The sequence below is a fragment of the Flavobacterium sp. FG19 genome (genome assembly GCF_057809475.1).
Map to the genome: position 1 here is coordinate 167,149 of NZ_JBMDKA010000004.1, position 21,228 is coordinate 188,376.

The 21,228-nt window shown below is 35.6% G+C and carries 25 protein-coding genes; 8 read left to right on the forward strand and 17 right to left on the reverse strand.

Annotated elements, in window-relative coordinates; genetic code table 11:
• Positions 1 to 138 precede the first annotated feature (138 nt).
• Positions 139 to 294 carry a hypothetical protein gene (locus tag ACODST_RS06075; RefSeq protein WP_488931222.1) on the forward strand — a complete coding sequence of 52 codons (156 nt, stop codon included), beginning with the start codon at positions 139 to 141 and terminating at the stop codon, positions 292 to 294.
• Positions 295 to 527: 233 nt separating this feature from the next.
• On the opposite strand, the gene ACODST_RS06080 is transcribed toward ACODST_RS06075, so the two are convergent.
• From ACODST_RS06080 to ACODST_RS06105, 6 genes are all read right to left on the reverse strand, one after another.
• Positions 528 to 1,160, reverse strand: coding sequence for a 3'-5' exonuclease (locus tag ACODST_RS06080; RefSeq protein ID WP_488931223.1), 633 nt, complete (start codon positions 1,158 to 1,160; stop codon positions 528 to 530).
• Position 1,161: 1 nt separating this feature from the next.
• Positions 1,162 to 3,084, reverse strand: a complete 1,923-nt coding sequence (locus ACODST_RS06085) for a DUF294 nucleotidyltransferase-like domain-containing protein (protein WP_488931224.1) — start codon at positions 3,082 to 3,084, stop codon at positions 1,162 to 1,164.
• A gap of 145 nt (positions 3,085 to 3,229) precedes the next feature.
• Positions 3,230 to 3,601 carry a DNA topoisomerase IV gene (locus tag ACODST_RS06090; protein WP_488931225.1) on the reverse strand — a complete coding sequence of 124 codons (372 nt, stop codon included), beginning with the start codon at positions 3,599 to 3,601 and terminating at the stop codon, positions 3,230 to 3,232.
• Positions 3,602 to 3,744: 143 nt separating this feature from the next.
• Positions 3,745 to 4,209 (reverse strand): hypothetical protein, encoded by a 465-nt coding sequence (locus ACODST_RS06095; protein WP_488931226.1) that lies wholly within the window; start codon positions 4,207 to 4,209, stop codon positions 3,745 to 3,747.
• A gap of 13 nt (positions 4,210 to 4,222) precedes the next feature.
• A complete protein-coding gene (locus ACODST_RS06100; RefSeq protein ID WP_488931227.1) occupies positions 4,223 to 4,798 on the reverse strand; it encodes a DUF1572 family protein in 576 nt (191 codons plus the stop codon).
• Between the two features lie 10 nt (positions 4,799 to 4,808).
• The gene (locus ACODST_RS06105; protein WP_488931228.1) at positions 4,809 to 5,159 is read right to left on the reverse strand and encodes a winged helix-turn-helix transcriptional regulator; all 351 of its coding nucleotides are present in this window, start codon (positions 5,157 to 5,159) and stop codon (positions 4,809 to 4,811) included.
• 130 nt (positions 5,160 to 5,289) lie between these two features.
• Here ACODST_RS06105 and ACODST_RS06110 point away from each other — a divergent pair, with 130 nt between their 5' ends.
• Positions 5,290 to 6,093, forward strand: coding sequence for a DNA alkylation repair protein (locus ACODST_RS06110; protein ID WP_488931229.1), 804 nt, complete (start codon positions 5,290 to 5,292; stop codon positions 6,091 to 6,093).
• 104 nt (positions 6,094 to 6,197) lie between these two features.
• On the opposite strand, the gene ACODST_RS06115 is transcribed toward ACODST_RS06110, so the two are convergent.
• From ACODST_RS06115 to murQ, 5 genes are all read right to left on the reverse strand, one after another.
• The gene (locus ACODST_RS06115; protein WP_488931230.1) at positions 6,198 to 6,770 is read right to left on the reverse strand and encodes a pentapeptide repeat-containing protein; all 573 of its coding nucleotides are present in this window, start codon (positions 6,768 to 6,770) and stop codon (positions 6,198 to 6,200) included.
• Positions 6,758 to 7,072: a type II toxin-antitoxin system RelE/ParE family toxin gene (locus ACODST_RS06120; protein WP_488931231.1), complete on the reverse strand. Its 315-nt coding sequence runs from the start codon at positions 7,070 to 7,072 to the stop codon at positions 6,758 to 6,760. Before ACODST_RS06120 ends, ACODST_RS06115 begins: the two co-directional genes overlap by 13 nt.
• Positions 7,057 to 7,287: a hypothetical protein gene (locus tag ACODST_RS06125; protein ID WP_488931232.1), complete on the reverse strand. Its 231-nt coding sequence runs from the start codon at positions 7,285 to 7,287 to the stop codon at positions 7,057 to 7,059. Before ACODST_RS06125 ends, ACODST_RS06120 begins: the two co-directional genes overlap by 16 nt.
• A gap of 27 nt (positions 7,288 to 7,314) precedes the next feature.
• Complete coding sequence (locus tag ACODST_RS06130; protein WP_488931233.1) at positions 7,315 to 7,536, reverse strand: DUF6095 family protein; 222 nt, start codon at positions 7,534 to 7,536, stop codon at positions 7,315 to 7,317.
• A 90-nt stretch (positions 7,537 to 7,626) separates the two neighbouring features.
• Positions 7,627 to 8,439, reverse strand: coding sequence for an N-acetylmuramic acid 6-phosphate etherase (murQ, locus tag ACODST_RS06135; protein WP_488931234.1), 813 nt, complete (start codon positions 8,437 to 8,439; stop codon positions 7,627 to 7,629).
• Positions 8,440 to 8,604: 165 nt separating this feature from the next.
• On the opposite strand from murQ, the gene ACODST_RS06140 reads away from it, so the two are divergent.
• Positions 8,605 to 9,747, forward strand: coding sequence for a helix-turn-helix domain-containing protein (locus tag ACODST_RS06140; RefSeq protein WP_488931235.1), 1,143 nt, complete (start codon positions 8,605 to 8,607; stop codon positions 9,745 to 9,747).
• 153 nt (positions 9,748 to 9,900) lie between these two features.
• Positions 9,901 to 12,291 (forward strand): TonB-dependent receptor, encoded by a 2,391-nt coding sequence (locus tag ACODST_RS06145; RefSeq protein ID WP_488931236.1) that lies wholly within the window; start codon positions 9,901 to 9,903, stop codon positions 12,289 to 12,291.
• A gap of 86 nt (positions 12,292 to 12,377) precedes the next feature.
• Here ACODST_RS06145 and ACODST_RS06150 read toward each other — a convergent pair whose 3' ends face one another.
• Both ACODST_RS06150 and ACODST_RS06155 read right to left on the reverse strand, forming a co-directional pair.
• On the reverse strand, positions 12,378 to 13,046 hold the full coding sequence (locus tag ACODST_RS06150; protein ID WP_488931237.1) for a ZIP family metal transporter: 669 nt from the start codon (positions 13,044 to 13,046) through the stop codon (positions 12,378 to 12,380).
• Positions 13,047 to 13,138: 92 nt separating this feature from the next.
• Positions 13,139 to 13,903 (reverse strand): class I SAM-dependent DNA methyltransferase, encoded by a 765-nt coding sequence (locus tag ACODST_RS06155; RefSeq protein WP_488931238.1) that lies wholly within the window; start codon positions 13,901 to 13,903, stop codon positions 13,139 to 13,141.
• A gap of 133 nt (positions 13,904 to 14,036) precedes the next feature.
• Here ACODST_RS06155 and ACODST_RS06160 point away from each other — a divergent pair, with 133 nt between their 5' ends.
• From ACODST_RS06160 to ACODST_RS06170, 3 genes are all read left to right on the forward strand, one after another.
• A complete protein-coding gene (locus tag ACODST_RS06160; RefSeq protein WP_488931239.1) occupies positions 14,037 to 15,194 on the forward strand; it encodes a THUMP domain-containing class I SAM-dependent RNA methyltransferase in 1,158 nt (385 codons plus the stop codon).
• 343 nt (positions 15,195 to 15,537) lie between these two features.
• On the forward strand, positions 15,538 to 15,774 hold the full coding sequence (locus ACODST_RS06165; RefSeq protein WP_488931240.1) for a hypothetical protein: 237 nt from the start codon (positions 15,538 to 15,540) through the stop codon (positions 15,772 to 15,774).
• A gap of 17 nt (positions 15,775 to 15,791) precedes the next feature.
• The gene (locus ACODST_RS06170; protein ID WP_488931241.1) at positions 15,792 to 16,484 is read left to right on the forward strand and encodes an aspartate/glutamate racemase family protein; all 693 of its coding nucleotides are present in this window, start codon (positions 15,792 to 15,794) and stop codon (positions 16,482 to 16,484) included.
• 69 nt (positions 16,485 to 16,553) lie between these two features.
• Here ACODST_RS06170 and ACODST_RS06175 read toward each other — a convergent pair whose 3' ends face one another.
• The 3 genes from ACODST_RS06175 to rlmD are packed head-to-tail and all read right to left on the reverse strand — an operon-like array spanning position 16,554 to position 19,325.
• Positions 16,554 to 17,369: a DUF6048 family protein gene (locus tag ACODST_RS06175; RefSeq protein ID WP_488931242.1), complete on the reverse strand. Its 816-nt coding sequence runs from the start codon at positions 17,367 to 17,369 to the stop codon at positions 16,554 to 16,556.
• A complete protein-coding gene (locus tag ACODST_RS06180; protein ID WP_488931243.1) occupies positions 17,350 to 17,898 on the reverse strand; it encodes a DUF6452 family protein in 549 nt (182 codons plus the stop codon). The genes ACODST_RS06175 and ACODST_RS06180 overlap by 20 nt, the downstream gene beginning before the upstream one ends.
• Before the next feature lie 14 nt (positions 17,899 to 17,912).
• On the reverse strand, positions 17,913 to 19,325 hold the full coding sequence (gene rlmD, locus ACODST_RS06185; protein WP_488931244.1) for a 23S rRNA (uracil(1939)-C(5))-methyltransferase RlmD: 1,413 nt from the start codon (positions 19,323 to 19,325) through the stop codon (positions 17,913 to 17,915).
• A 196-nt stretch (positions 19,326 to 19,521) separates the two neighbouring features.
• Between rlmD and ACODST_RS06190 the strand changes: the two genes are divergently transcribed.
• Entirely contained in the window at positions 19,522 to 20,535 is a 1,014-nt protein-coding gene (locus tag ACODST_RS06190; protein ID WP_488931245.1) for a sensor histidine kinase, read from the forward strand.
• Positions 20,536 to 20,760: 225 nt separating this feature from the next.
• Here the strand turns inward: ACODST_RS06190 and ACODST_RS06195 are convergent, their stop codons facing one another.
• Positions 20,761 to 21,156 (reverse strand): hypothetical protein, encoded by a 396-nt coding sequence (locus ACODST_RS06195; RefSeq protein WP_488931246.1) that lies wholly within the window; start codon positions 21,154 to 21,156, stop codon positions 20,761 to 20,763.
• Positions 21,157 to 21,228: the final 72 nt, after the last annotated feature.

Here is a 21,228-nt window from a genome sequence, read left to right on the forward strand (position 1 = left end):
TATCATGAAATTCAAAAGTTAAATACCCTATAATTATATTTTTAAAATTTATTCTGGATTTGGTATAAAATACACCCGGCTTATATTTGGTTTTTTTGATTTATAAGAACAAACAATAATAAGCACCTGATCCTGTATATGAAAAAGAAAGTCATCTTTATTGCATTTTTGTTTTACAGCTGTACTAATGAAAAATTTTCAGGCAGTATTTATGATTACGATACAGAAAAGCCGTTGAATAATGTTTTTGTAAATGTTAATGGAGTACTGATAGTTCCGGCTGTTTTATTGTAATAATCAAGTCTAAAACGGATTGTCGGATACTTTTGAAAAAAGAAGGTTACGCAGAAAAACAGTTATACAGAAAACCGGATTCTTTGGGAATGTTTAGTAAAACAGGTCTGAAAAACAATAAGATTTACTTGTTTAATAAAGAAAGCGATTTTTTCAGGAGGAAGAGATAACCAAATAGTATAAACTTGCTGTAAAAACGCCGAAAAGTCTATTTGCGGCGTTTTTTTGTATGATTAGGCAGATTTAAAAAGCTGGTATAAATTTATATTTTTTTTCTCCTTTAATTTTTTTACAATTTTTAAAAAAGCGATGGCTGTTATGTAAGCATCGCCCAGGGCAGTATGACGGTCTTTTTTGGAAATATCAAACTTATCCGCCAGATCATCCAGCGTGTAGTGGTCTTTTCGTTCAAACAAATGCGATTTAATTAAGGTTCTTTTGTATAAATATGCCGTATCCAGAGTTTTATTACTGAGCATCGGCAGGCCGTTTCTTTCTAATGCCTTATTGATCATGGTTACATCAAAAATAGTGTGATGGGCAATTATTATCGAATCGCCAAGAAAATCTAAAAACTGCTGTAAAGCCTCCAGTTCGCTGGGGCGTTTAACGAGAAGATCTTTTAAAATACCATGAATCTGGGCAGTCGACTTATCATAGTGATCCTGCTGTAAATACATTTCAAAGCTGTCCTGAACCGAAATAGTACCGTTTTGCAATACCAGTGCACCAATACACAAAATACGGTCATTTTCGTAATCAAATCCTGTTGTTTCTGTGTCCAGAACAACAAATCGTGTTTCTTCGATGGTGATACTTTCATCGAACAGGTTTTCTTCTTTTTTCCAAAAACTGAATAATCCCATATTATACCAGATTTGAGATGTTAAAGCGTACCGAAATTAATTCCTGGAGTTCCTTAATAGTCTTAAATGTACGTTTCAGTTTAATTTTTTCCATTTTAGAAAGGGATTCCAAAGCAATAAACTGTCCCGAATCGTGATGCAGCAGTCCTTGTTTCGTTCTGAATTTTAATAAAGCTTTAAACGAATAAGAACACGATAAATACAATTCGCGGTTGTTTGGTTCCAGTTCAGCAAGCTTTTCAAAACGTTCCGCGGTATTACTGATTGATTTAACTGAATGTGACAGAATTAAAAGCCTTGCTGCATCTGTGAGCGGCATTAAAGCTCTTCGTTTAATATCAAAATTGTCTTTATTAGCACCGTCCTGTTCGACTAAAAACTGTCTGAAGAAACCAGTAGGAGAAGGGCTTTGCAGAGCTCCGCTCACTAAATGCATATAAAATATAGGATTAGCTTTTACATCTTCAAAGATATATTCGGATAACTGGTCTACAATTTCAGCATCTCCATACGTTTTACTGTAATCAAAGAATATAAAGGATAATAATACTTCATTTTTTCCGGGATTGGTAATCCAGTGATGTACCTGGCTTTTCCATTCATCCAGACTCATACACCATTTTGGATTAGAAGCCATCATTTCGGCCGGGCAGTAATCGTAACCAATATCAAAAAGCCCTTTATTTACGAGGGAAGCCAGTTTTAAAAAGTAGATTCTCGTTTCATCCCTGAAAACTTCATTGACATTTTCATATACAATAGCATTGTCCTGATCGGTATGCAGCATCTGTTCGCCTCGGCCCTGACTTCCAAGTGCCAGCCAGGCGAATTTTACCGGCGGCGGACTGCTCATTTTTTCTAAACAAATTTCGATGACACGATTGGTGCAGGCTTCGTTTAGTTCCGTTATAATTTTAGCAATTAAAGTCATTGGGATATTCTGATCCAGATATCCCTGAAGCAACTGCATAATTTGATTTCGTATTGGTTTTATTTCCTTTGCTTTTTTGGCCCTTTTTAAGGCTTTGATTAAAACAGCCGGATTGTTTCCAAGTGCTACCATAACGTCGTGTTTGGATAAAATTCCGACCGCTTTTGTATTTATGGTACCGTCTTTTGTAAGGCATAAATGGCTGATGCTGCTTTTCATCATAGCCATCTGAGCCTCTGTAACCGTCATTTTTTTAGGATACGTAATAACCGGTTTGGTCATGATGGTTTCGGCTGTAGTCGTTATAGGAAATTCTCCCGTCACAATTTTGTTTCGAAGGTCTTTGTCTGTTAAAATTCCAATGGGCAGCATTTCATCCACGATTAAAATAGCCCCCACTTTCTTTTTATTCATGATTTTTGCAATGTCTTTGACAGTGGTCGACGGACTGCAGGTCACAATTTTTTTTGAGTATTTAATCGGAGTCAGATCAAAAGAATCATTATTGGTATGACGGTTTTCATTCAGTAAATCGTCATCGCCGTACAATTTGTCCTTATGAATATCAGAATACGGATTTCGGGTATTAGAGGCGTAACTTTCGATCAGGAAGTTTCCCACATTCCGGTTCTCCAGTGCATAAGGTTTAAAAACAGCAATTGGAATGGCATATAAAATACTTTCTTCATGTGCCACGGCTTCCATAATGTAGTTTTCCTGTGCAAGAAGCGGACGCAGACCGAATATATCGCCTTCGTCGCACATATCCAGAACTGTGTTTTTGGTACTCTTTTTAAGCGCTACGGCACCTTTATGAACCACATAAAAGGAATCATGTGTTTTATCGTTTTCGGCAAAAATAACCGAATCTTTATCTTTGTAAACAATAGAAATCTGTTCCGACAGTTTCTCAAGATCCATAGGATGCAGAAAATTAAAAGGCGGATAATTCTTTAAAAAGTCGGCAACTCTTTGTGAAATCGTATTTTTCATGAGGTTAGATTAGAGTTCTAAAATACTATTTTAAATAGAAATGTAAAAGAAACACGTTATAATAATTTGCCACAAAGGCACAAAGACGCCAAGGATTTATTTCTTTGTGACTTTGTGCCTTTGTAGCAAAAAAAGCTTTTATTATTTAATCAACTTTATGAACGGTTCCGCGCTGTTTCTCTTCGGAGCCTACCATTCCAAATTCAAAAGTATAAGAATCTTTTGAAGTGGTTAGAATCTTCATGCTGATAGCTTTTTCTTCAGCCATATTTTTAGGATGTTTTTTCTGCAAAACATATTCGCAGTCACTTACCCAGCGTATGGCCGCAGTATCCGTTTTTCCTTCAAAAGTTTCAATTTCGATACTGTCTTTACGCTCGAAAAAGGTCGTTTTTTTAACACCATTAACTTCAAACTCAAATCTGAATTTTCCGTTTTTAAAATCTTTACAGTTATGCTCTGCGTTATAACAGGATACTAAAGCCAGTATAGGAAATAAGTATAGTATTTTTTTCATTTTAATTAAGTTGTTTTTTTTAGAAGCTAATCCCGCTTTCCATTTCAATCTTTTTATTTTTTTTTAAATAAAAAGGATTTTTCCCGAAACTTCGGGACAATCAGGGCTGGGCATTAGGAAAATAATATATAGTTGTATTATGATTAGACTTTTTGAATATAAAATTCTTTTAGTTTTTTGGATTCTTTGACTTCTTCCCGCATTTCCTCTTTAGATTCATTATTTACAGATTTGGGCCAGATATGAAAACCTCCTTTTGTCATCGCTTGGGCTTGTTTAAGTACATTTGGAGAAAAATCAGCAAAAAAACTCAGGTCTTCAGGATTATCCCAAAGCCCCCAAATGCCGTTTTCGTCTATATCTCCAGCATAATTAATGATATGTGTTGGATAAGTTTTGACCATTTTCAGTTTAAAATGTTCCAAATTATAAGAACCGTTCCATCGAAAGGAATCCACATCATCAATTCCGGAACCTGTAATAATTGAATTGGCAAAACGTAATTCAATCGACATTTTATGTTGTGAAGGTGAATTAGAATAACAATAAAATCCTTCCCATTCGCCACTAGGCAGAAAATGATGCGTTTCGTTGTCTTTTGATTTCATATTTGGAGATATCTTATTTTAAGCGTTTAAGCTCATCATCGGTAAAGTTCTTGATTTCTTTTTCTTTGGCAAACTTTTCAGCATTATAATTTCCCGATTTATTCTTCGGAATTGACAGGCTGATCCACTCGCTGTTTTTCAATTGTTTGGCATAAAAAACAATCTGCCCGACATGGTAAGGATAATGTGCTAATTGACGATTAATGGCCTCAATAACCGTGTGACCTTCATTTCGAATATAAATTATATCCGAAAGCTGTTCAGGTTGTAAACTTTCTAAAGCATTTTCAAGACAGTTCCAGCCTTTGTCCCAGATTTCTAAAATTTCTTCTTTAGACACTAAATCATTTTCAAATTCGGCATCCCGGTTTCGCCATTCTTTCTCGCCATCAGAAGTTAAGAAATCCGTCCAGCGCGAAAGCATATTTCCTGAAATGTGTTTTACAATGGTGGCAATACTGTTAGTGTCATCATTAAACGAAACAAAAAGCTGCGCTGGTTCAAGCTGATCGATCGCTTTTTCGCCAAGCATTTTATAATACAAAAACTGCTTTTTAACGCTTTCTAAATAAGATTCCTCCGTTTTCATGATTTTTATTTTAAGATTGATGCTCTGTTTTGTTTTCAGAAAGCAATATTTTTCCCCAGTCATTTAATTTCCAGAGTATTTCAACCAGCTGTTTCCCAGTTTCAGTAAGTGAATATTCTACTCTGGGTGGCACTTCATTAAAAGATTGTTTTATTAAAATACCATCTTCGACCATTTCATTCAGTTGCTGGTTTAAAACACGCCGGTCTACTTTGGCAATTCCTCTTAAAAATTCGCTTGGCCTTTTTTTACCTTGACTGATCTGCCAAACGATAGGAATTTTCCATTTTCCGCTAATGGTATTGACGGCAATTTCTAATGGACAGATTTTATTTTCGGCAGTTCGTTCCTTTGTTTGCATAAAATTGACTTTTATATCCCTATGGGATAAAAATATGCGGTATTGCCAGTGTTATCAGGCTTTCCGATCTTTACAAAAATAATCAAAATTTTAAGCATAACAGACCATTAAGCAAGTCAAATTGAAAACTATGAACGAAATAAAACGTAAAGGAGCACGATCGACAAAAGATATTCCGAATTCAGTTTTAGAACAGTTAAATAACGGTGAAATCGAGACAGCAAATCTGGTAGAATGGCTGGCGGTGAATCAGATTAAGCTTTTAGAAAATGTACTGAAAGAGTCTGATCGAATAGAATATCTGGAACCTGTTTTAACGGATATCAGAAATTTGAAAAAACAAACCGTAAACACCATAAATGAAGCAATTGGTACAGGAATATTAACAGAATCAATTCTTAATAACGATACAGATGTACTTTCGATAATCTCAAGACATAAATCGGATGTAGTTCGATGCTGGTCTGCTTATACAATTGGAAAAAAAGAAGAGCTTACAATTGAAGAAATGTTAGAGCAAATTCAGTTTCTGGCTGCCGATAAACATTTTGGTGTGAGGGAAATTTCATGGCTGGCAATTCGTTCCGGTATTATAGAAAATTTAGAGAAAAGTTTGGAAATTTTATTGGGCTGGACTTCCAGTGAAGATGAAAATATCAGACGTTTTGCAACTGAAGCTACCCGACCAAGAGGTGTTTGGTGTGAACATATTGAAAAACTGAAAAAAGAACCGGAATCAGGCTTAAAGATTTTAAATGCTCTGAGGTCTGATTGTTCTAAGTATGTTCAGGACAGTGTAGGGAATTGGCTCAATGATGCCAGTAAAACGAGACCGGATTTTGTAAAAGATTTATGCGAAAAATGGAAAAAAGAAAGTCCCACAAAAGAAACGCTTTATATTATTAAAAAAGCATTGCGAACAATCGAAAAGTAGTTTTGTTTTTTGCCATGAATTGCACGAATTTTCACGAATTACATTTTTATTTTAAAAATCATTTAGCTATAATTTGTGTAAATTCGTGCAATTCGTGGCAACTTTTAAACAATTTTAATGTCATATTTATCCAAAAGCCCAACGATTCCTTCAGTAGAAAACTGCGCTTTTTTCATCGGATTGAATTCGGGATCAATTTTATAATTGTAAGCCGTTTTAAAATTGACTCCGGCCAATTGTGTTTCGTTAAAAATAGCCCCGTCAAGATTGCAATTCTCAAAAACAGAACTCGTTAAATTAGTTCCAATAAAAGTAACTTCTCTTACTGAAGAATTGATAAACTTGGTTTTGGGCATTTTTTTATTGGAAAACAAGGCATAATCCAGAGTACAGTCTTCAAAATGTACCTGAAATAAAAAATCGTCACATTCGTTAAAAGCAATTCCTAAGAGTTTACAATTTTTGAAAATGACATTTTTCAGACTAGTTCCGGTTAAACTGGTCATAGACAAATTACAGTCAATGAACTCGCAGTCCAGAAAAGTGTTGGAACCGAAATTACTATTGGAAAAATCACAGTTTTTAAAGACACAATCTTCAAACTCTCTGTTGTTTATTCGTTTGTCGATATAAACAACTTTCTCAAATGTTTTCTGAATGTGAATTAGACTTTCCATGAATGTTTTTTTGGTTTTTTTGCATTGTGGCGTACCCGCAGTATGTAAATGATTTCTTCTGTAATTTGATAAGAAACAGCATAATCATAAACAGAATACACTCTAAAACTACCGTCATTGTTGCTTTTTTGCTTATCCAGTTTGTAAATTTCCGGACTTGTTTTTAGTATTTTGGTACTGTCAAAAATAGTATTCACAACTTTATCGGCAATTGTAACTGATTTGCTTTCAAAGAAAATGTAAAAATGAATATCTTCTAACTGATTTAAGGCATTGCTTGACCATATTATTTTCTTCCCCATTTTTTGGCAATTTCCTTAGCTTCATCTTCAGTATAAAAATTTCCTTTTTTAATATTATTGAGGGCATTTTCAATATCTAAATTATAAGCTTCATCTGAGTCAGCAGCAGTATTATTTATTGATTGTAGAAGATGTTTTAATTTTTCTACAAATGAAGGATCTTTTACTTTATCTATTTCCTGATGAATCCAGTTTATTTCTGCTTGTAAGTTCATAACGAAGAATTTTAATAAAGATACAAATTAATCATTAAACAAACCTTTCATGATGATTTTCAATCCTAAAAAGATCAAAAACATCGAACCCAGACAGGCCGCAATTCCAATTCCCAGAACCAGATAGTGCCAGTTGGTATGCTGATTCATAAAAGCATTATAAATCAGGGATGGGCCAAGAAACATTAACGGAAGGGCCCCCATTAAATATCTTAATCCTTTTCCTAATAGTTGTTTGTTTGTTGCCACTTTTTTTTTGAGTTATGAGTTATGAGTTATGAATTATGAGTTATGAATTATGAGTTATAGGTTATTGGGTTTGCTGCATTTTGCTATTGTTTATCCCTTGTAATTGTCAACAGCATTTCTTACGCTTCCGTATTTCTTTAATAATTCAGATGCTTCGTCATACGAAACCGGGATTTCTCCCATAATCATTTTCACGCCGCGGTCTACCAGTTTTACATTACTTAACTGCATGTCTACCATTTTATTGCCTCTTACTTTTCCAAGCTGAATCATCGCGGCAGTTGAAATCATGTTTAAAACCAGTTTTTGTGCTGTTCCGGCTTTCATACGGGAACTTCCGGTAATAAATTCAGGGCCTACAACCACTTCAATAGGGTATTTTGCAGTCTGGGCCAGCGGACTTCCTGCATTACAGGTAATGCATCCGGTTATGATATTATTCTGGTTACAAGTCTCTAAACCTCCAATAACATAAGGGGTTGTACCCGAAGCTGCAATCCCGATAACAACATCATTTACACCAATAGCATGCTCCTGCAGATCGATCCATGCCTGAGTTGGATTGTCTTCTGCATTCTCCACTGCACGGCGAATAGCCGTATCTCCGCCTGCAATAATCCCGTTAACCAGATCAAACGGAACACCAAAGGTAGGCGGGCATTCTGATGCATCTACAATACCTAAACGGCCTGAAGTACCGGCTCCAATATAAAATAACCTTCCGCCGGCTTTGAGACTGGTTACAATTTCCGGAATTAAAGCTTCTATCTGCGGCAGTGCTTTTTCAACCGCAATAGGAACCGTTTTGTCTTCCTGATTAATATTGGCGAGCAATTCATGAACAGACATTTTTTCTAAATGTTCATATTTGGAGGCTTGTTCTGTGGTTTTTGTAAATGTCATTTTTAGTATGATTTAGACGGGGTCAAAATTAGTGTTTTTTATTTCAATCCTGTAAAGGATCAAAGATTTAAAGATCTTTTTAATTTTATTTGGCATGTCGCAAATGCGTTCTGAAATCCTCATTAAATGAACTAAAATAGTATATTTGTTTAATTTTTTCTGCAAATGGATAAATTAAATTTTCTAAACGGAATTGCCTGGATCGCTGTTTTTGTGTCTTTTCTTCTGGCATTTTTTCTTTTTACCGTAAAAACAGAAAATAAACTGGCTAATCGTTTATTTGCTTTCTTTTTTATTCTGGCAGCCATCGATCTCAGTGGTTTTTTTGTGTATGATTTTATTGAAGATCAGCTCAATCTGGAAGTTTTTCGGTGGACCACCTGCTTGTTAGGAATGCCGCTATTTTATCTTTTTGTTCTGGCTGTATGTTATTCTGATTTCAGGTTACAATGGAAGCACCTGATGCATACCGCTCCTTTTTTAGTCATTAATTTAGTTTTTCTGCCCCGGTTTTATCTGGCAGATGAGATCGGGAAAATACAGTTTTTTAAAGTGCATAATCAAATGCCCGAAATGTTGTTTTTTCATGCCATAACAGAGTTTCAGTATGTCTTTTACATTGTGGGAGTGTTTTTGATTTTAAAGAAGTATAAAGAACTTTATCTGGAAAATTATGCTAATGCCGGTTTCTCAACCTATCTATGGCTTTTTCAGATGACAGCCGTTTTTCTTATTGCACATATAATTGTGGTATTAAAAACATTACTGCGTTATACCGATTTTAAGGAAACTTTTATTTGGGCCAATGTGCTTGTGGGCAGCATTGCACTGCTTATTACCTGCTGGTTTATTATGAAGGCCTTAAACCATCCGGAACTTTTCAGGGGTATTAATTCTAAATTAACGCTGACTAAGGATATTCTTCCTCAAACAGAAATAAAGCCGGAAGCTGAACCGGTTCAGAACGATCTGATAAAAGAGCAGATTTCAATTTTAAGAGATTATATGTCAGATAAAGAACCTTATCTTAATCCGTCGCTTACCATACAGGAGCTCGCAGACCAGATTCATATTCCGGTACGGGATCTATCAGTTTTAATAAACCATCATATGAATCAGCATTTTTTTGATTTTGTGAATGAATACCGTATTCAAAAAGCGATGAGTATTCTAAAAGACCCTTCAAAAAAAGAGCTGACGGTTCTGGAAATTCTGTATGAAGTTGGATTTAATTCCAAATCGTCGTTTAATACTTCGTTCAAAAAATACACCAATTTAACTCCGACGGCTTACAGAAGCGCCTCATAGTAAGCGGTTTGTAAAAAGTCGTACTTCATACTTAATAAAGTCGAACCAATTTCCGGAGAAGAAAATGGTTCGACTTTTTTTTGTCGGTCGAATTCCGAAAATTTCTAACAGAGCTTTGCTTCAAATTAATCGAACAAGTTAACATTAGAAATTATGAAAAAGTCAAATCTTCTTATCTTTTTATTACTGCCTTTATTTTGCTTAGCACAGACCAATTTCAAAATAAAAGGAAAAACATCAAATGGCAAAGCGCCTTTAGAATGGGCCGATGTGACGATATGGAGTTCAGAAGGAAAAATTATTGACGGAACCACGACCGGATTTGACGGAACATTTGAAATCAGTATTAAAAAGGGGAATCATAAAATCAAAATTAGTCTTTTAGGGTTTTCAGAATTTGAAAAAGAAATTTCCATTGAAAGAGATATTGATTTGGGAGAGATCGTTTTACAGGAGACGACAGCTCATTTAAATGAAGTGGTCATTCAAAACAAAAGGAAAACCGTTGAACAAAAAATAGACAGAGTGGTTTATAAGGTCGAGAATAATATTTCGGCCGTTTCAGGAGATGCTTTAAGTGCTGTTGATGCGGCTCCGGGTGTTGTAGTGCAGAACAATACCATCATGATTTTAGGAAAGGGGGCTTCAAGGGTAATGATCGATGGCAGAATGATCGAATTATCGGGCGAAGAATTAAACAGTTTTTTGAAATCAGTTTCGGCAAATGATATTAAAAGTATTGAGGTAATTGCCAATCCGCCTGCTAAATATGAAGCAAACGGAACAGGCGGCATTATTAATATTATCATGAAAAAAGGGACGAGTGATTCCTGGAAAAACGCAGTAACAGTTTCTTACGATCAAAACAAATATGGAATTTATACTTTAAGAAACAGCTTCTTCTATAATAAAAATAAATTCCGCTTTGCTTTTAGTGGAAACGGACGTGTTGGAAACACGAATAATACAGAAGATCTGGATATTTATTACCCGGCGGGGCTCTGGGAATTAAGAGATGTTTCCAAACAGAAAGAAAATAGTATTTCAGGACGTTTCTCTTTAGATTATGATATTTCGGGTAAAACGACAATTGGGGTTCAGTATCTCAATGAAAGTTACCGTCCGGACATGACTTCCAATACGCTGATCAGGATTTTTAATACTGCCGGTTCAATAGATTCACTGCTTATAAATAAAGGTTTTAATAACAAATATTCAGGAAGCCGTACTTATAATGCTCATTTAATTTCAAAACTGGATTCAATAGGAAGAAAAATAAGTGTTGATATGGATTATTTTACTTACGATTCAAAATTTGATAAAAATTTTATCGCAAGATCCTATTCACCTCAAGGAACTTATCAGCATACGAATCAGGCGGCGAGAAACAATTCGAACCAGAATATTGACAATTTCAGCCTTAAAGCAGATGCCGAACATCCTATGAAAGCTATGAATTTGTCTTATGGAGGAAAAGTAAGTTTTATAAAAAGCAGCAGCGATGTGTTTTATTACAATACCATTTCAGGAATTCCGGAATTGGATCTGAATCAGTCGAATGCATTTGAATACAAAGAAAACAATCAGGCCGTTTATATAAACGGGAATAAAAAAATCAGCGATAAATTCTCGGTTCAGTTAGGATTAAGAGTAGAAAATACGCAGACAAACGGTTATTCTGAAACTCTGGAACAGGAAGTTAAAAACGAGTATTTGAAGCTTTTTCCGAGTTTGTATCTGGATTATCAGGTAAATGAGCGCCACGGTTTTAATTTTACATATGGAAAACGTATCAACCGTCCGGGATTTGGATTGCTGAATCCGTTTCGATCTTATATCAACAGTAATAGTTATTCAGAAGGGAATCCTTTTTTAAAACCTTCTTTCAGCAATAATTTTGATTTTACGTATTCTTTTAAAAAGAATCTGAGAACGAATATTTTCTTTAACAGGACGACTGAAGGTTATGGCGTCATTTTTACTTCAGATCCGGAGATTAATACGCAGGTAATAACAAGAGAGAATTATTATAATGAAAGTTCTTTTGGAATAGGAGAGAGTTATTCGGCAGAAGTAACAGACTGGTTTGAAACGCAAACTTCACTTTATTTTTTAGGATCTGAAACGAGATTTATTTCAGGGATAAATGCCGTTCCTTCTAACAGCGGACAGCTTTATTTTACAACTGAAAATACAGTTTCCCTGGGTGAAACTACAAAACTGCAGCTGGAGTATTTTTACAGTTCTCCGTTCAGAAAAGGATTGTACGAAATAGGGTATATGGCAGGATTGAATATCGCTATAAGACAGAGTTTTATGAAAAACAACCTTCAGCTGACGTTTTTAATTAACGATCTTTTTAATACGTCTTATTTAAAAGGCTATAAATCGATTGTAAACGGGGTAGAGCAAATCTACAGCCAGAATGAAAGTAACCGGTTCGCGAGGCTGTCGGCGACTTATAATTTCGGAAATAAAAAGATTAAAGTACAGGAACGAGATTTTGGAAATAAAGAAGAGAAAAAACGAACCGGAAATAAATAAGACAATTAGATAATTGAAATTAAAAGGGGCAGGATGTTCTAAAAGGTTTAAAAAACCTTTTAGGTATTCCTGTCTGAAAAACAAATTTATAGAAAGAATGCTAACAGGATCCCGAGTACGATCATCGAAACTTTGGCAACATTGAATTTGTGTCCTTCACTGCTTTCAAAAATAATGGTAGAGGAAATATGGAATAATATACCAATTACTATGGCTGTAATTTCGGTATAATAATCATTTAAAAAGGCCAGGTATTCAGATGCGATTGTACCCAGCGGGGTCATAATGGCAAAAGTGAGCATAAAAGCAAAAATGGCTTTTTTATTAAGATCAGCATTGATAAAAAAGGTGGTTAATATTACCGCAATAGGCAGATGGTGAATGGCAATGCCAACCGCCAGATCGTGATGATGGCTTACCGGAAACCCCTCTAAAAAAGCATGTACGCACAAACTGATAAAAAGCAGCCATGGAATCTGAGACATTTTTGCATGTCCGTGAACATGCCCGTGCTCTGCTCCCTTTGAGAAAAATTCCAAAATAATCTGGAACAAAATCCCCACCATTATAAACAAACCAATCTTGTGATTATGAGAACTGTAAACTTCGGGTAACAGGTGCATCACGGTTAATGACAGTAAAAAAGAACCGCTGAAAGCCAGCAGTAACTTTAAATTGGTTTTGTTTTTTGGTTTTAAAAACAAAGCCGCACTATATCCTAAAAGTACAGAAAATAAAGGGAGTAGATAGTTCATTTTTTTGTTTAATCGTTAATTTGTTTCATTGTTTAATCGGCTTTGCTGGTTTGTTGAAGTGGCAGACAGATCAACAGTTCAACGATTAAACGCTATTTAAAAATCATGATTAATCTTTCACTTTCGGTTTTATGGAATTTTTTGAGTTTGTAATCTCCAAAGATATCTAAAAGATAGATTCCTGCCTCATCCATTAAATCCTGGAAATCTTTTAGGGTTAAAGCTTTTACTTTTTCAGTAAAATGGAATTTCCGGCCCTGATCTTCAAAATCAATTTCTTTAAAAATATGGCCGTCCTGTACATATCGTTTAATATGAAAGTCGATTTCGTCGACCGTTTTAACTTCTTCCGGGACCAGAGTTTCGACTACCTGGTTGACGTTCATAAAATCAATAACCGCAAAGCCGTATTCAGATAAACTTTCTTTAATGGCTTTCAGGGTTGTTAAGTTATCGTCGTCGTTTTCAAAATAGCCAAAACTGGTAAAAAGGTTGAAAATAGCGTCGAATTTTTCTTCAAACGGTTCCCGCATATCGTGCACTTTAAAATGCAGGTATTCGTTGCTGTTTTTGCTGGCTTCGGCAATGCTGTTTTCAGATAAATCGGCTCCGAGAACAGTATAGCCCAGCTGATTTAAGTAAATAGAATGACGTCCTTTTCCGCAGGCCAAATCCAATACTTTTGCTTTTTCAGGCAGATTGAGATAATGCGTCAGGTTGTCCATAAAAATCTGGGCTTCTCTATAGTTTCTGTCCTTATAAAGGATATGATAATACGGAGTATCAAACCATGATGTAAACCAGTTTTCGGTATTTCTTTCCTGATTTGGTGCTGATGAGTTGGGTGCTTCAGACATTTATTCTATTTCAATTAATTCAAAGTCCGGCAAATTTAGTGTATTTTTGCCGAAAAATAACTATTTCGCTGCGATACCTGTAAACTTACAGGCTGATGGAGAAGATGGATTTTTTGTAATTCAGCAATAAAAAATGGAAGAAAACTTTAGAATGATAGCCAAATGTTTTTTTGGTTTTGAAGAAATATTGGAGAAAGAACTGCGTACACTGGGAGCACAGGAAGTTGAAACAGGCGTACGTATGGTAAGTTTTAAAGGAGATAAAGGCTTTATGTACAAAGCCAATTTATCGCTTAGAACAGCTTTGAAGATCCTGAAACCCATTTATTCGTTCAGGGCCAATAATGAGCAGGCATTGTATAAAGGGATTTCGGGTTTAAACTGGTCTAAATATTTAAATGCTAATCAGACCTTCGTGATCGATACTACTGTTCATTCTACTTATTTTAATCATTCTGAATTTGTTTCACAGAAATGTAAGGATGCTATTGTCGATCAGTTTAGAGAAAGAACGGGACAGCGCCCGAGTATCGATAAACAGCATCCCGATTTAAGGATTAATATTCATATCGACAGAGATCAGGTTTCGGTTTCTTTAGATACTTCCGGAAGTTCCCTTCATCAGCGGGGCTACAGAACTGCTACGAATATTGCGCCTATAAACGAAGTTTTGGCAGCGGGAATCCTTTTGTTATCAGGCTGGGACGGACAAAGCCACTTTTTGGATCCAATGTGCGGGTCAGGGACTTTTCTGGCAGAAGCAGCTATGATTGCCTGCAATATTCCGGCTAATATCAACCGCAGGGAATTTGCTTTCGAAAAATGGAAAGACTGGGATAATGATTTGTTCGATAAAATCATAGACAGTTTAATGAAAAAAACACGAGAGTTTCATTATACCATAAAAGGATTTGATAAAGCACCAAGTGCCGTTAGTAAAGCCAAAGACAATATCAGAAATGCCAATCTGGAAGATTATGTTACGATAGATACGGGAAATTTCTTTGATTCTGAAAAAGAAACGGAAGGCAAACTGCATATCGTTTTTAATCCGCCTTATGATGAGCGTTTAGACATTCATATGGAACGTTTTTATCAAAACATCGGAGATACTCTGAAGAAGAATTATCCCGGAACCAATGCCTGGTTCATCACGGCAAATTTAGAAGCTTTAAAATTTGTGGGCTTAAAACCTTCCAGAAAAATAAAACTCTTTAACGGAAGTTTGGAAGCGCGTCTGGTAAAATACGAAATGTACGAGGGAAGTAAGAGAACGAAATTTCAGGTCTAAGTTTCTAAGATGCTAAGGTACTAAGTGGCTAAGATATTTTGTAATAGCAATATGAGAAAAAAATAGGTGTCTTAGAATTTTAGCAACTAAAAAATATTAAGTTTTGAGCAATTAAGTAACAAGAGAAAAAAACTCAGTCCCTTAGCATCTCAGAACCTTAGCAACTTAAAAAAACAATTAAGTTTCCGGGCATTTAAGCAGTAAGAGAGAAAAAACTCAGTCCCTTAGCATCTCAGAACCTTAGCAACTTTAAAAAAACAATTAAGTTTCCGGGCATTTAAGCAGTAAGAGAAAAAAAACTCAGCTCCTTAGCATCTCAGAACCTTAGCAACTTAAAAAAAAAATGACTAAACTACAACTAAAAGCTTTCTTTTACCAATTGGCCTGTTTTGCAGTGCTGTTTCTTCTGACCCGGTTTCTAATTGCGAATTATACCGGATTAACCGGAATCTGGATTCCTGTAACGGCATTTGTGGCCGGTACTATTTTGGCACCTCAGTTTAGGGCCGTAAGGACAAAAGACGGTGAGAAACTTTTTATGAGATGGATTTTTATTAAAGGCGTTAAAGAAATTGGATGATTTTTAAAATCAGTAATATGAAAAAAATTGGCCTTATTGGCGGAATAAGCTGGGTTTCTACCACAGACTATTACAAACTCATCAATCTGGGAATAAACGAAAAGCTGGGAGGTTTAAACTTTTCAGAATGTCTGGTTTATTCTTTTAATTATGCTGATATTAAAAAGAATAACGACAATAACGATTGGGATTCGACTTTTATTATGCTTTTAAAAGGCTGTGAGTTCCTGAAATCGGGCGGGGCAGAAGCAATTGTTTTATGTGCCAATACCATGCATTTGATTGCAGATAAACTGCAGGAAGCCATTGGTCTTCCGGTGATTCATATTGCCGTAGAAACCGCTGTTGAAATCCAGAAACAGCAGCTTAAAAAAGTTGGACTGCTGGGAACTAAGTTTACTATGGAACTGGATTTCTTTAAAAATAAACTGGCAGATAAGGGTATTGAAGCTGTAATTCCGGTTAGTGAAGCAGATAAAGATTTTATCCATTATACCATTTTTGAAGAATTAGGCCGGGGAATCGTAACAGACGAAACCAAAAGACGTTATCTTGAAATTGCATCCGAATTGATTACAAACGGAGCAGAGGGGATTATTTTGGGCTGTACCGAAATTCCGCTTGTAATAAAACCGGAAGATGTAACAGTGCCTGTTTTTGATACGACTTTAATACATGCAAAGGCTGCTGTCGCATTTCAGTTGTCTTAATTAGTAATCTTATAAAAATAAAAAGCCGCAAATTCATCCAATTTGCGGCTTTTTATTTTTATTAAAAAATTACTTTTTAGGAGCTTCTTTTTTGATCTCCGGCAGTATTGTCTTTTTCTTGTATATTGGAATAAAATACGATACCGTGTAATTAAATCCTACACCAAAACTTCCGTCGTAGGTTCTGTTAAAGCCCGGAATGTAAAGGTTGTCAAAACCGGATGGTTTGTTGTTCATAGCCAGCAGTTTCAGCTGTACACCAAAACCAACAAATATGTTATTAAACACTTTTGCCTTAAGCCCTAAAGCTACTTCGAGCCAGGCAGCCGTTAAACCATTGTATTTTTGGTTGGATGTAATAGCAGGCTGTTCTCCCCAATACGGATTTGGGTTATAAATTTTGTAACTGTTTAAGGTCTGGCTAAACGAACTGAAACCTCCTCTTAAGCCAATCGTAATAAGGTTTTCCATATCAAGCCAGTTGTCATACAAATTGTAATCAAAACCACCTTTGATATAAGTTCCTGTTGCGGTTGAGTTTAAGCGGTCGTCGTCTGTAGTTTTATCTTCGAAACCTAATTCGGCAGCGATGTAATATTTTTTGGTTAAACGCCAGTCTCCTGTAAATTCAACTCCTTTATAGTCTTTGTCGTAAAAACCTCTGGTCAGTTTGTATAAATCGACACCCACTCTTAAGCCGTAACGATCTGTTTTTACAGGAGGAACACTGTCATTTTTTACCGGCTGAAGAGCCGGTTTTGAAGCCGTTGTTTTAGGCTTCTCCGTAATAATTTCTTTTTTTACTGCTGTAGAATCTTTAATTTCCTGAGCCTGCCCAAAAGAAATTGAAAATAAAACGCAGAGACTAAAATAATATTTCAACATGTGTTTCATTTTCTGTTTCGATGTTACGTGTGTTTAAACTAACAATTCTGATCCATAAACCATTACCGCCATCTTCATCTTTCAGGACATAATCAGGAGCAGCTGCATTACTTGGATTAAGTGTAAAAGTAGTTTTAAATCCGCAGGCCCTTGAAACATATTCACTCTGACGTGAGTAGTTAAAAGTAATTATGTCCGCATTGGCATTGGTACTGGTAGCATTGTAAATTAATTTATAAGAAGTGGAATCCGAATCAATTCTTAACGGAAGAGATATCGTATTGCCGCTGGTAAGGTATTTTGTTTCCGAAGTACCATTTTCATTGAAAATAATTCCGTTCTCATCACCTCCGTCAACACCTACAACTTTTAAATTGTTGACGTTTTTAGGGGTAGAAGGATCATCAATATCATAAAATTTGATTACTAATCTGGGAGTTGTAGGTGTATTGGCATCGCAAATATCATCTTTCTCACAGCTGGATAATCCAAAAGTAAAAAGCAATAAAAGGGAGATTATTTTTTTCATTTACAATTTCTAAATTATCTAAGTTCTAAAAGTACAACATTTTCAACATGATGTGTCTGTGGGAACATGTCAACCGGACGAACACGTGTTACTTTGTACTTTTCGTCCATTAAAGCCAGGTCACGTGCCTGAGTGGCCGAATTACAGCTTACATACACCACTTTTTTAGGAGCGATTTTTAAAATCTGGTCAATTACTGCTGCGTGCATCCCGTCTCTTGGCGGATCTGTTATAATAACATCCGGTTTTCCGTGCTGGGCAATAAAGGCTTCGTTAAAGACTACTTTCATGTCTCCAACAAAAAACTCACAATTGGTAATATTATTGCGTTCTGCATTGGCTTTAGCATCCAGAATTGCTTCAGGAACACTTTCTACTCCAATTACTTTTTTTGCTTTTTTGGAAACAAACTGGGCAATGGTTCCCGTTCCGGTGTATAAATCGTAAACGGTCTCATTTCCGGTTAATGCGGCAAACTCGCGGGTTATTTTGTAAAGTTCGTACGCCTGATCAGAATTGGTCTGATAAAATGATTTAGCATTGATGCTGAATTTTAAACCTTCCATTTCTTCCAGGATATAATCTCTTCCTTTATAAAGTTGTATGTCCTGATCGTAAATAGTGTCGTTTTGCTTTGCATTAACCACATACTGTAAAGAGGTAATTTGCGGAAATTTATCGTAAATATGATCTAATACCAGCTCACGATTGGCTTTGTCATCTTCAAAAAACTGAATTAAAACCATGATTTCTCCTGTAGAAACGGTACGGATCATGAGGGTTCGTAGTAAACCGGAATGTTCTCTTGGGTTAAAAAAAGCTAAATTATGTTTATTGGCAAAAGCTCTGATTTCGTTTCTGATCGCATTTGAAGGATCTTCCTGAAGGTGGCATTTTTCGATATCCAGAATTTTATCCCACATTTTCGGAATATGAAAACCTAAAGCATTTCTGTTTCCTAAGTCTTCAGTACTTCCAATTTCTTTTTCGGTTAACCAGCGGCTGTTTGAAAACGAAAATTCCATTTTGTTTCTGTAGAAAAACTGTTTTTCAGAACCTAGTATAGTTTCGAATTCAGGAAGTTCTACTTTTCCGATACGCTGTAAATGATTTTTTACTTCGTTTTGTTTGAAATGCAGCTGCTGGCTGTATTTCATATTCTGCCATTTACATCCGCCGCATACACCAAAATGTTCGCAAACAGGCTCTACTCTGTGTTGTGATAACTCGTGAAATTTTACGGCTTTTCCTTCGTAATATGCTTTTCTTTTTTTGAATGTCTGTACGTCGACAACATCACCCGGAACTACATTTGGAATAAAGATTACTTTTCCGTCAGGAGCTTTTGCTACTGATACTCCTTTGGCTCCGGCATCCAGAACCTGAATTTGATGAAAGACAACTTTGTCTGTATTTTTTCTTCCCATAGCGCAAAAATAAGCCTTTGTAAACTTTTACAAATTTTATTTTCATAATATTTTATCAATTTGTGTAATTTGCTAGTTTAATTAACTTTAAAGGTTAACTTTGTTTATTAGTATTACGCCCCAATACTACAATTATAACCTATAGTATTGTTATATTTTTATGAAATTGTATCATAATCTTTCACAAATAGGCTTTTTGAAAAAAAGCTATGCGCTTAAATTTCTTTTTGTCGCTTTTATAGGAATCCATATTCCCCTGATCGGAATTTTATTTTTTGTACTTTATTCGGATCATTCGATCTCACCAACTTCTATTTTGATTTTCGCCCTGATTATGACGCTGCTGGCAACAGCTGTTACGCTTTTGGTTTTAAAGCAGTTAATAAAACCCATTTCTATTGCTTCCAGATCACTGGACGATTACCGAAACAACCGAAAACTGTCTATTCTTCCCACAGAATATTCAGATGAAGCAGGACTGCTGATGTGTAATATTCAGGAATCCATTTATGAATCAGAAAGTTTTATCAACGAGAAACAGGATTTAATTTATATGCTTTCGCATGATTTAAAGAATTTTGCCGGAAATCCGCAGGGACTGGCAAAACTGATATTAAGTGAAAATCCGTCGGAATCTGTCAGACACCTGGCCGATTTAATTTGCGAATCGACCAATCTGCAGTTTCGTTATATTGAAAATTTTATTAAGCTGCTAAAAGAACAGGATCAGATTGTAAAAATAAATCAGGAACTAAGAACTATTTCTTTTCAAAAAATACAGCCTTTTATAAATGAACAGGTCGAACAGCGTTTGATAGATAAGAACATTACTCTGAATCTGAGCGTTGAAATCGATGAGGTTAAACTTAAAATTGATGAAGGCCTTTTGGTTCAGGTTATTGTAAACCTGATCAGCAATGCGGTAAAATTCTCTTATTTTGACAGTGAAATTAAAGCCAGGATTTACCAGGAGAATTCGAATGTCGTGATCACAGTATCTGACAGGGGAATTGGTTTTGATAAAAATCAGATAGACGAATTGTTTAAAAAGTTTACTAAAATGAGCCGACTAGGAACTGCCAATGAATCTTCGACCGGAATCGGGCTCTATTTATGTAAAAAGATTATCGAAAAAAACAAAGGCAGACTGAGTGCTGCCAGTGAAGGTAAAAATAAAGGGGCCGAATTTAAAATTGAATTCGAACTTTAGTCTTGTATTCCTTCTTCTGTCAAATCTTCGTCATCAAGGAATAACAGGCATATAATGGTCATAATAAAGCGTATATTTTTCATATGTAATGTTGTTTATATTTATATTGTAAAGATGTATTAGCTGTAAAAAGGCTGCGTGACAGTAAGAAAGATTTTTATTCTGGTTAGCCGGATTTCGGAACAAATAAAAAAAACAATATCGAAACCCGGCCGTTTAAAACTGTTATTGATACGACAATACTGGTTTACCATCCGTACATTGTACTCCTTTTGGTGCCACAATAATATCGCAGGGTGCTGCAATACTCCATTTTGTGTGGAAAGCTGCCTGAGCCTCCTTATATTTTTTGACTTTAGCAAGGAATGCTTCTTTGTCTATACTCTTTGCATAAATAATAAAAGCAGCATCACCTCCGCAGGCACTGGCGCTGAGTGCTGTAAAATCCCATTCCTCGGGGTTTGTGCAGTTTTTGGTGTTTACTAAAGAAAGCGTTGTAATTTCTTCCCGCATTTTTTCGAGTCCCTGTAGTTCATTGTCTTTATTGTTTCCTTCATCGCTGCTGTCGCAGGATACAAATACAAGACATGCCGCAAGCATCATAAAACTTATTTTTTTCATGGTTAGTGAAGTTTTAACAGGTTAGTTTTATTAGTAAGATGTTTTGAGGGTGAAATGGTTGCGTGCGGTGCA

What these genes read in the sequence shown, in the direction of transcription:
- ACODST_RS06160 (WP_488931239.1), top strand. Translation starts at nt 14,037, where the DNA reads ATGGAAGAAAACTTTAGAATGATAGCCAAATGTTTTTTTGGTTTTGAA.
- ACODST_RS06165 (WP_488931240.1), top strand. Translation starts at nt 15,538, where the DNA reads ATGACTAAACTACAACTAAAAGCTTTCTTTTACCAATTGGCCTGTTTT.
- ACODST_RS06195 (WP_488931246.1), bottom strand. Translation starts at nt 21,156, where the DNA reads ATGAAAAAAATAAGTTTTATGATGCTTGCGGCATGTCTTGTATTTGTA.
- ACODST_RS06110 (WP_488931229.1), top strand. Translation starts at nt 5,290, where the DNA reads ATGAACGAAATAAAACGTAAAGGAGCACGATCGACAAAAGATATTCCG.
- ACODST_RS06080 (WP_488931223.1), bottom strand. Translation starts at nt 1,160, where the DNA reads ATGGGATTATTCAGTTTTTGGAAAAAAGAAGAAAACCTGTTCGATGAA.
- ACODST_RS06125 (WP_488931232.1), bottom strand. Translation starts at nt 7,287, where the DNA reads ATGAACTTACAAGCAGAAATAAACTGGATTCATCAGGAAATAGATAAA.
- ACODST_RS06090 (WP_488931225.1), bottom strand. Translation starts at nt 3,601, where the DNA reads ATGAAAAAAATACTATACTTATTTCCTATACTGGCTTTAGTATCCTGT.
- ACODST_RS06120 (WP_488931231.1), bottom strand. Translation starts at nt 7,072, where the DNA reads ATGGGGAAGAAAATAATATGGTCAAGCAATGCCTTAAATCAGTTAGAA.
- ACODST_RS06105 (WP_488931228.1), bottom strand. Translation starts at nt 5,159, where the DNA reads ATGCAAACAAAGGAACGAACTGCCGAAAATAAAATCTGTCCATTAGAA.
- ACODST_RS06100 (WP_488931227.1), bottom strand. Translation starts at nt 4,798, where the DNA reads ATGAAAACGGAGGAATCTTATTTAGAAAGCGTTAAAAAGCAGTTTTTG.
- ACODST_RS06075 (WP_488931222.1), top strand. Translation starts at nt 139, where the DNA reads ATGAAAAAGAAAGTCATCTTTATTGCATTTTTGTTTTACAGCTGTACT.
- rlmD (WP_488931244.1), bottom strand. Translation starts at nt 19,325, where the DNA reads ATGGGAAGAAAAAATACAGACAAAGTTGTCTTTCATCAAATTCAGGTT.
- ACODST_RS06115 (WP_488931230.1), bottom strand. Translation starts at nt 6,770, where the DNA reads ATGGAAAGTCTAATTCACATTCAGAAAACATTTGAGAAAGTTGTTTAT.
- ACODST_RS06170 (WP_488931241.1), top strand. Translation starts at nt 15,792, where the DNA reads ATGAAAAAAATTGGCCTTATTGGCGGAATAAGCTGGGTTTCTACCACA.
- murQ (WP_488931234.1), bottom strand. Translation starts at nt 8,439, where the DNA reads ATGACATTTACAAAAACCACAGAACAAGCCTCCAAATATGAACATTTA.
- ACODST_RS06095 (WP_488931226.1), bottom strand. Translation starts at nt 4,209, where the DNA reads ATGAAATCAAAAGACAACGAAACGCATCATTTTCTGCCTAGTGGCGAA.
- ACODST_RS06150 (WP_488931237.1), bottom strand. Translation starts at nt 13,046, where the DNA reads ATGAACTATCTACTCCCTTTATTTTCTGTACTTTTAGGATATAGTGCG.
- ACODST_RS06085 (WP_488931224.1), bottom strand. Translation starts at nt 3,084, where the DNA reads ATGAAAAATACGATTTCACAAAGAGTTGCCGACTTTTTAAAGAATTAT.
- ACODST_RS06145 (WP_488931236.1), top strand. Translation starts at nt 9,901, where the DNA reads ATGAAAAAGTCAAATCTTCTTATCTTTTTATTACTGCCTTTATTTTGC.
- ACODST_RS06155 (WP_488931238.1), bottom strand. Translation starts at nt 13,903, where the DNA reads ATGTCTGAAGCACCCAACTCATCAGCACCAAATCAGGAAAGAAATACC.
- ACODST_RS06140 (WP_488931235.1), top strand. Translation starts at nt 8,605, where the DNA reads ATGGATAAATTAAATTTTCTAAACGGAATTGCCTGGATCGCTGTTTTT.
- ACODST_RS06180 (WP_488931243.1), bottom strand. Translation starts at nt 17,898, where the DNA reads ATGAAAAAAATAATCTCCCTTTTATTGCTTTTTACTTTTGGATTATCC.
- ACODST_RS06175 (WP_488931242.1), bottom strand. Translation starts at nt 17,369, where the DNA reads ATGTTGAAATATTATTTTAGTCTCTGCGTTTTATTTTCAATTTCTTTT.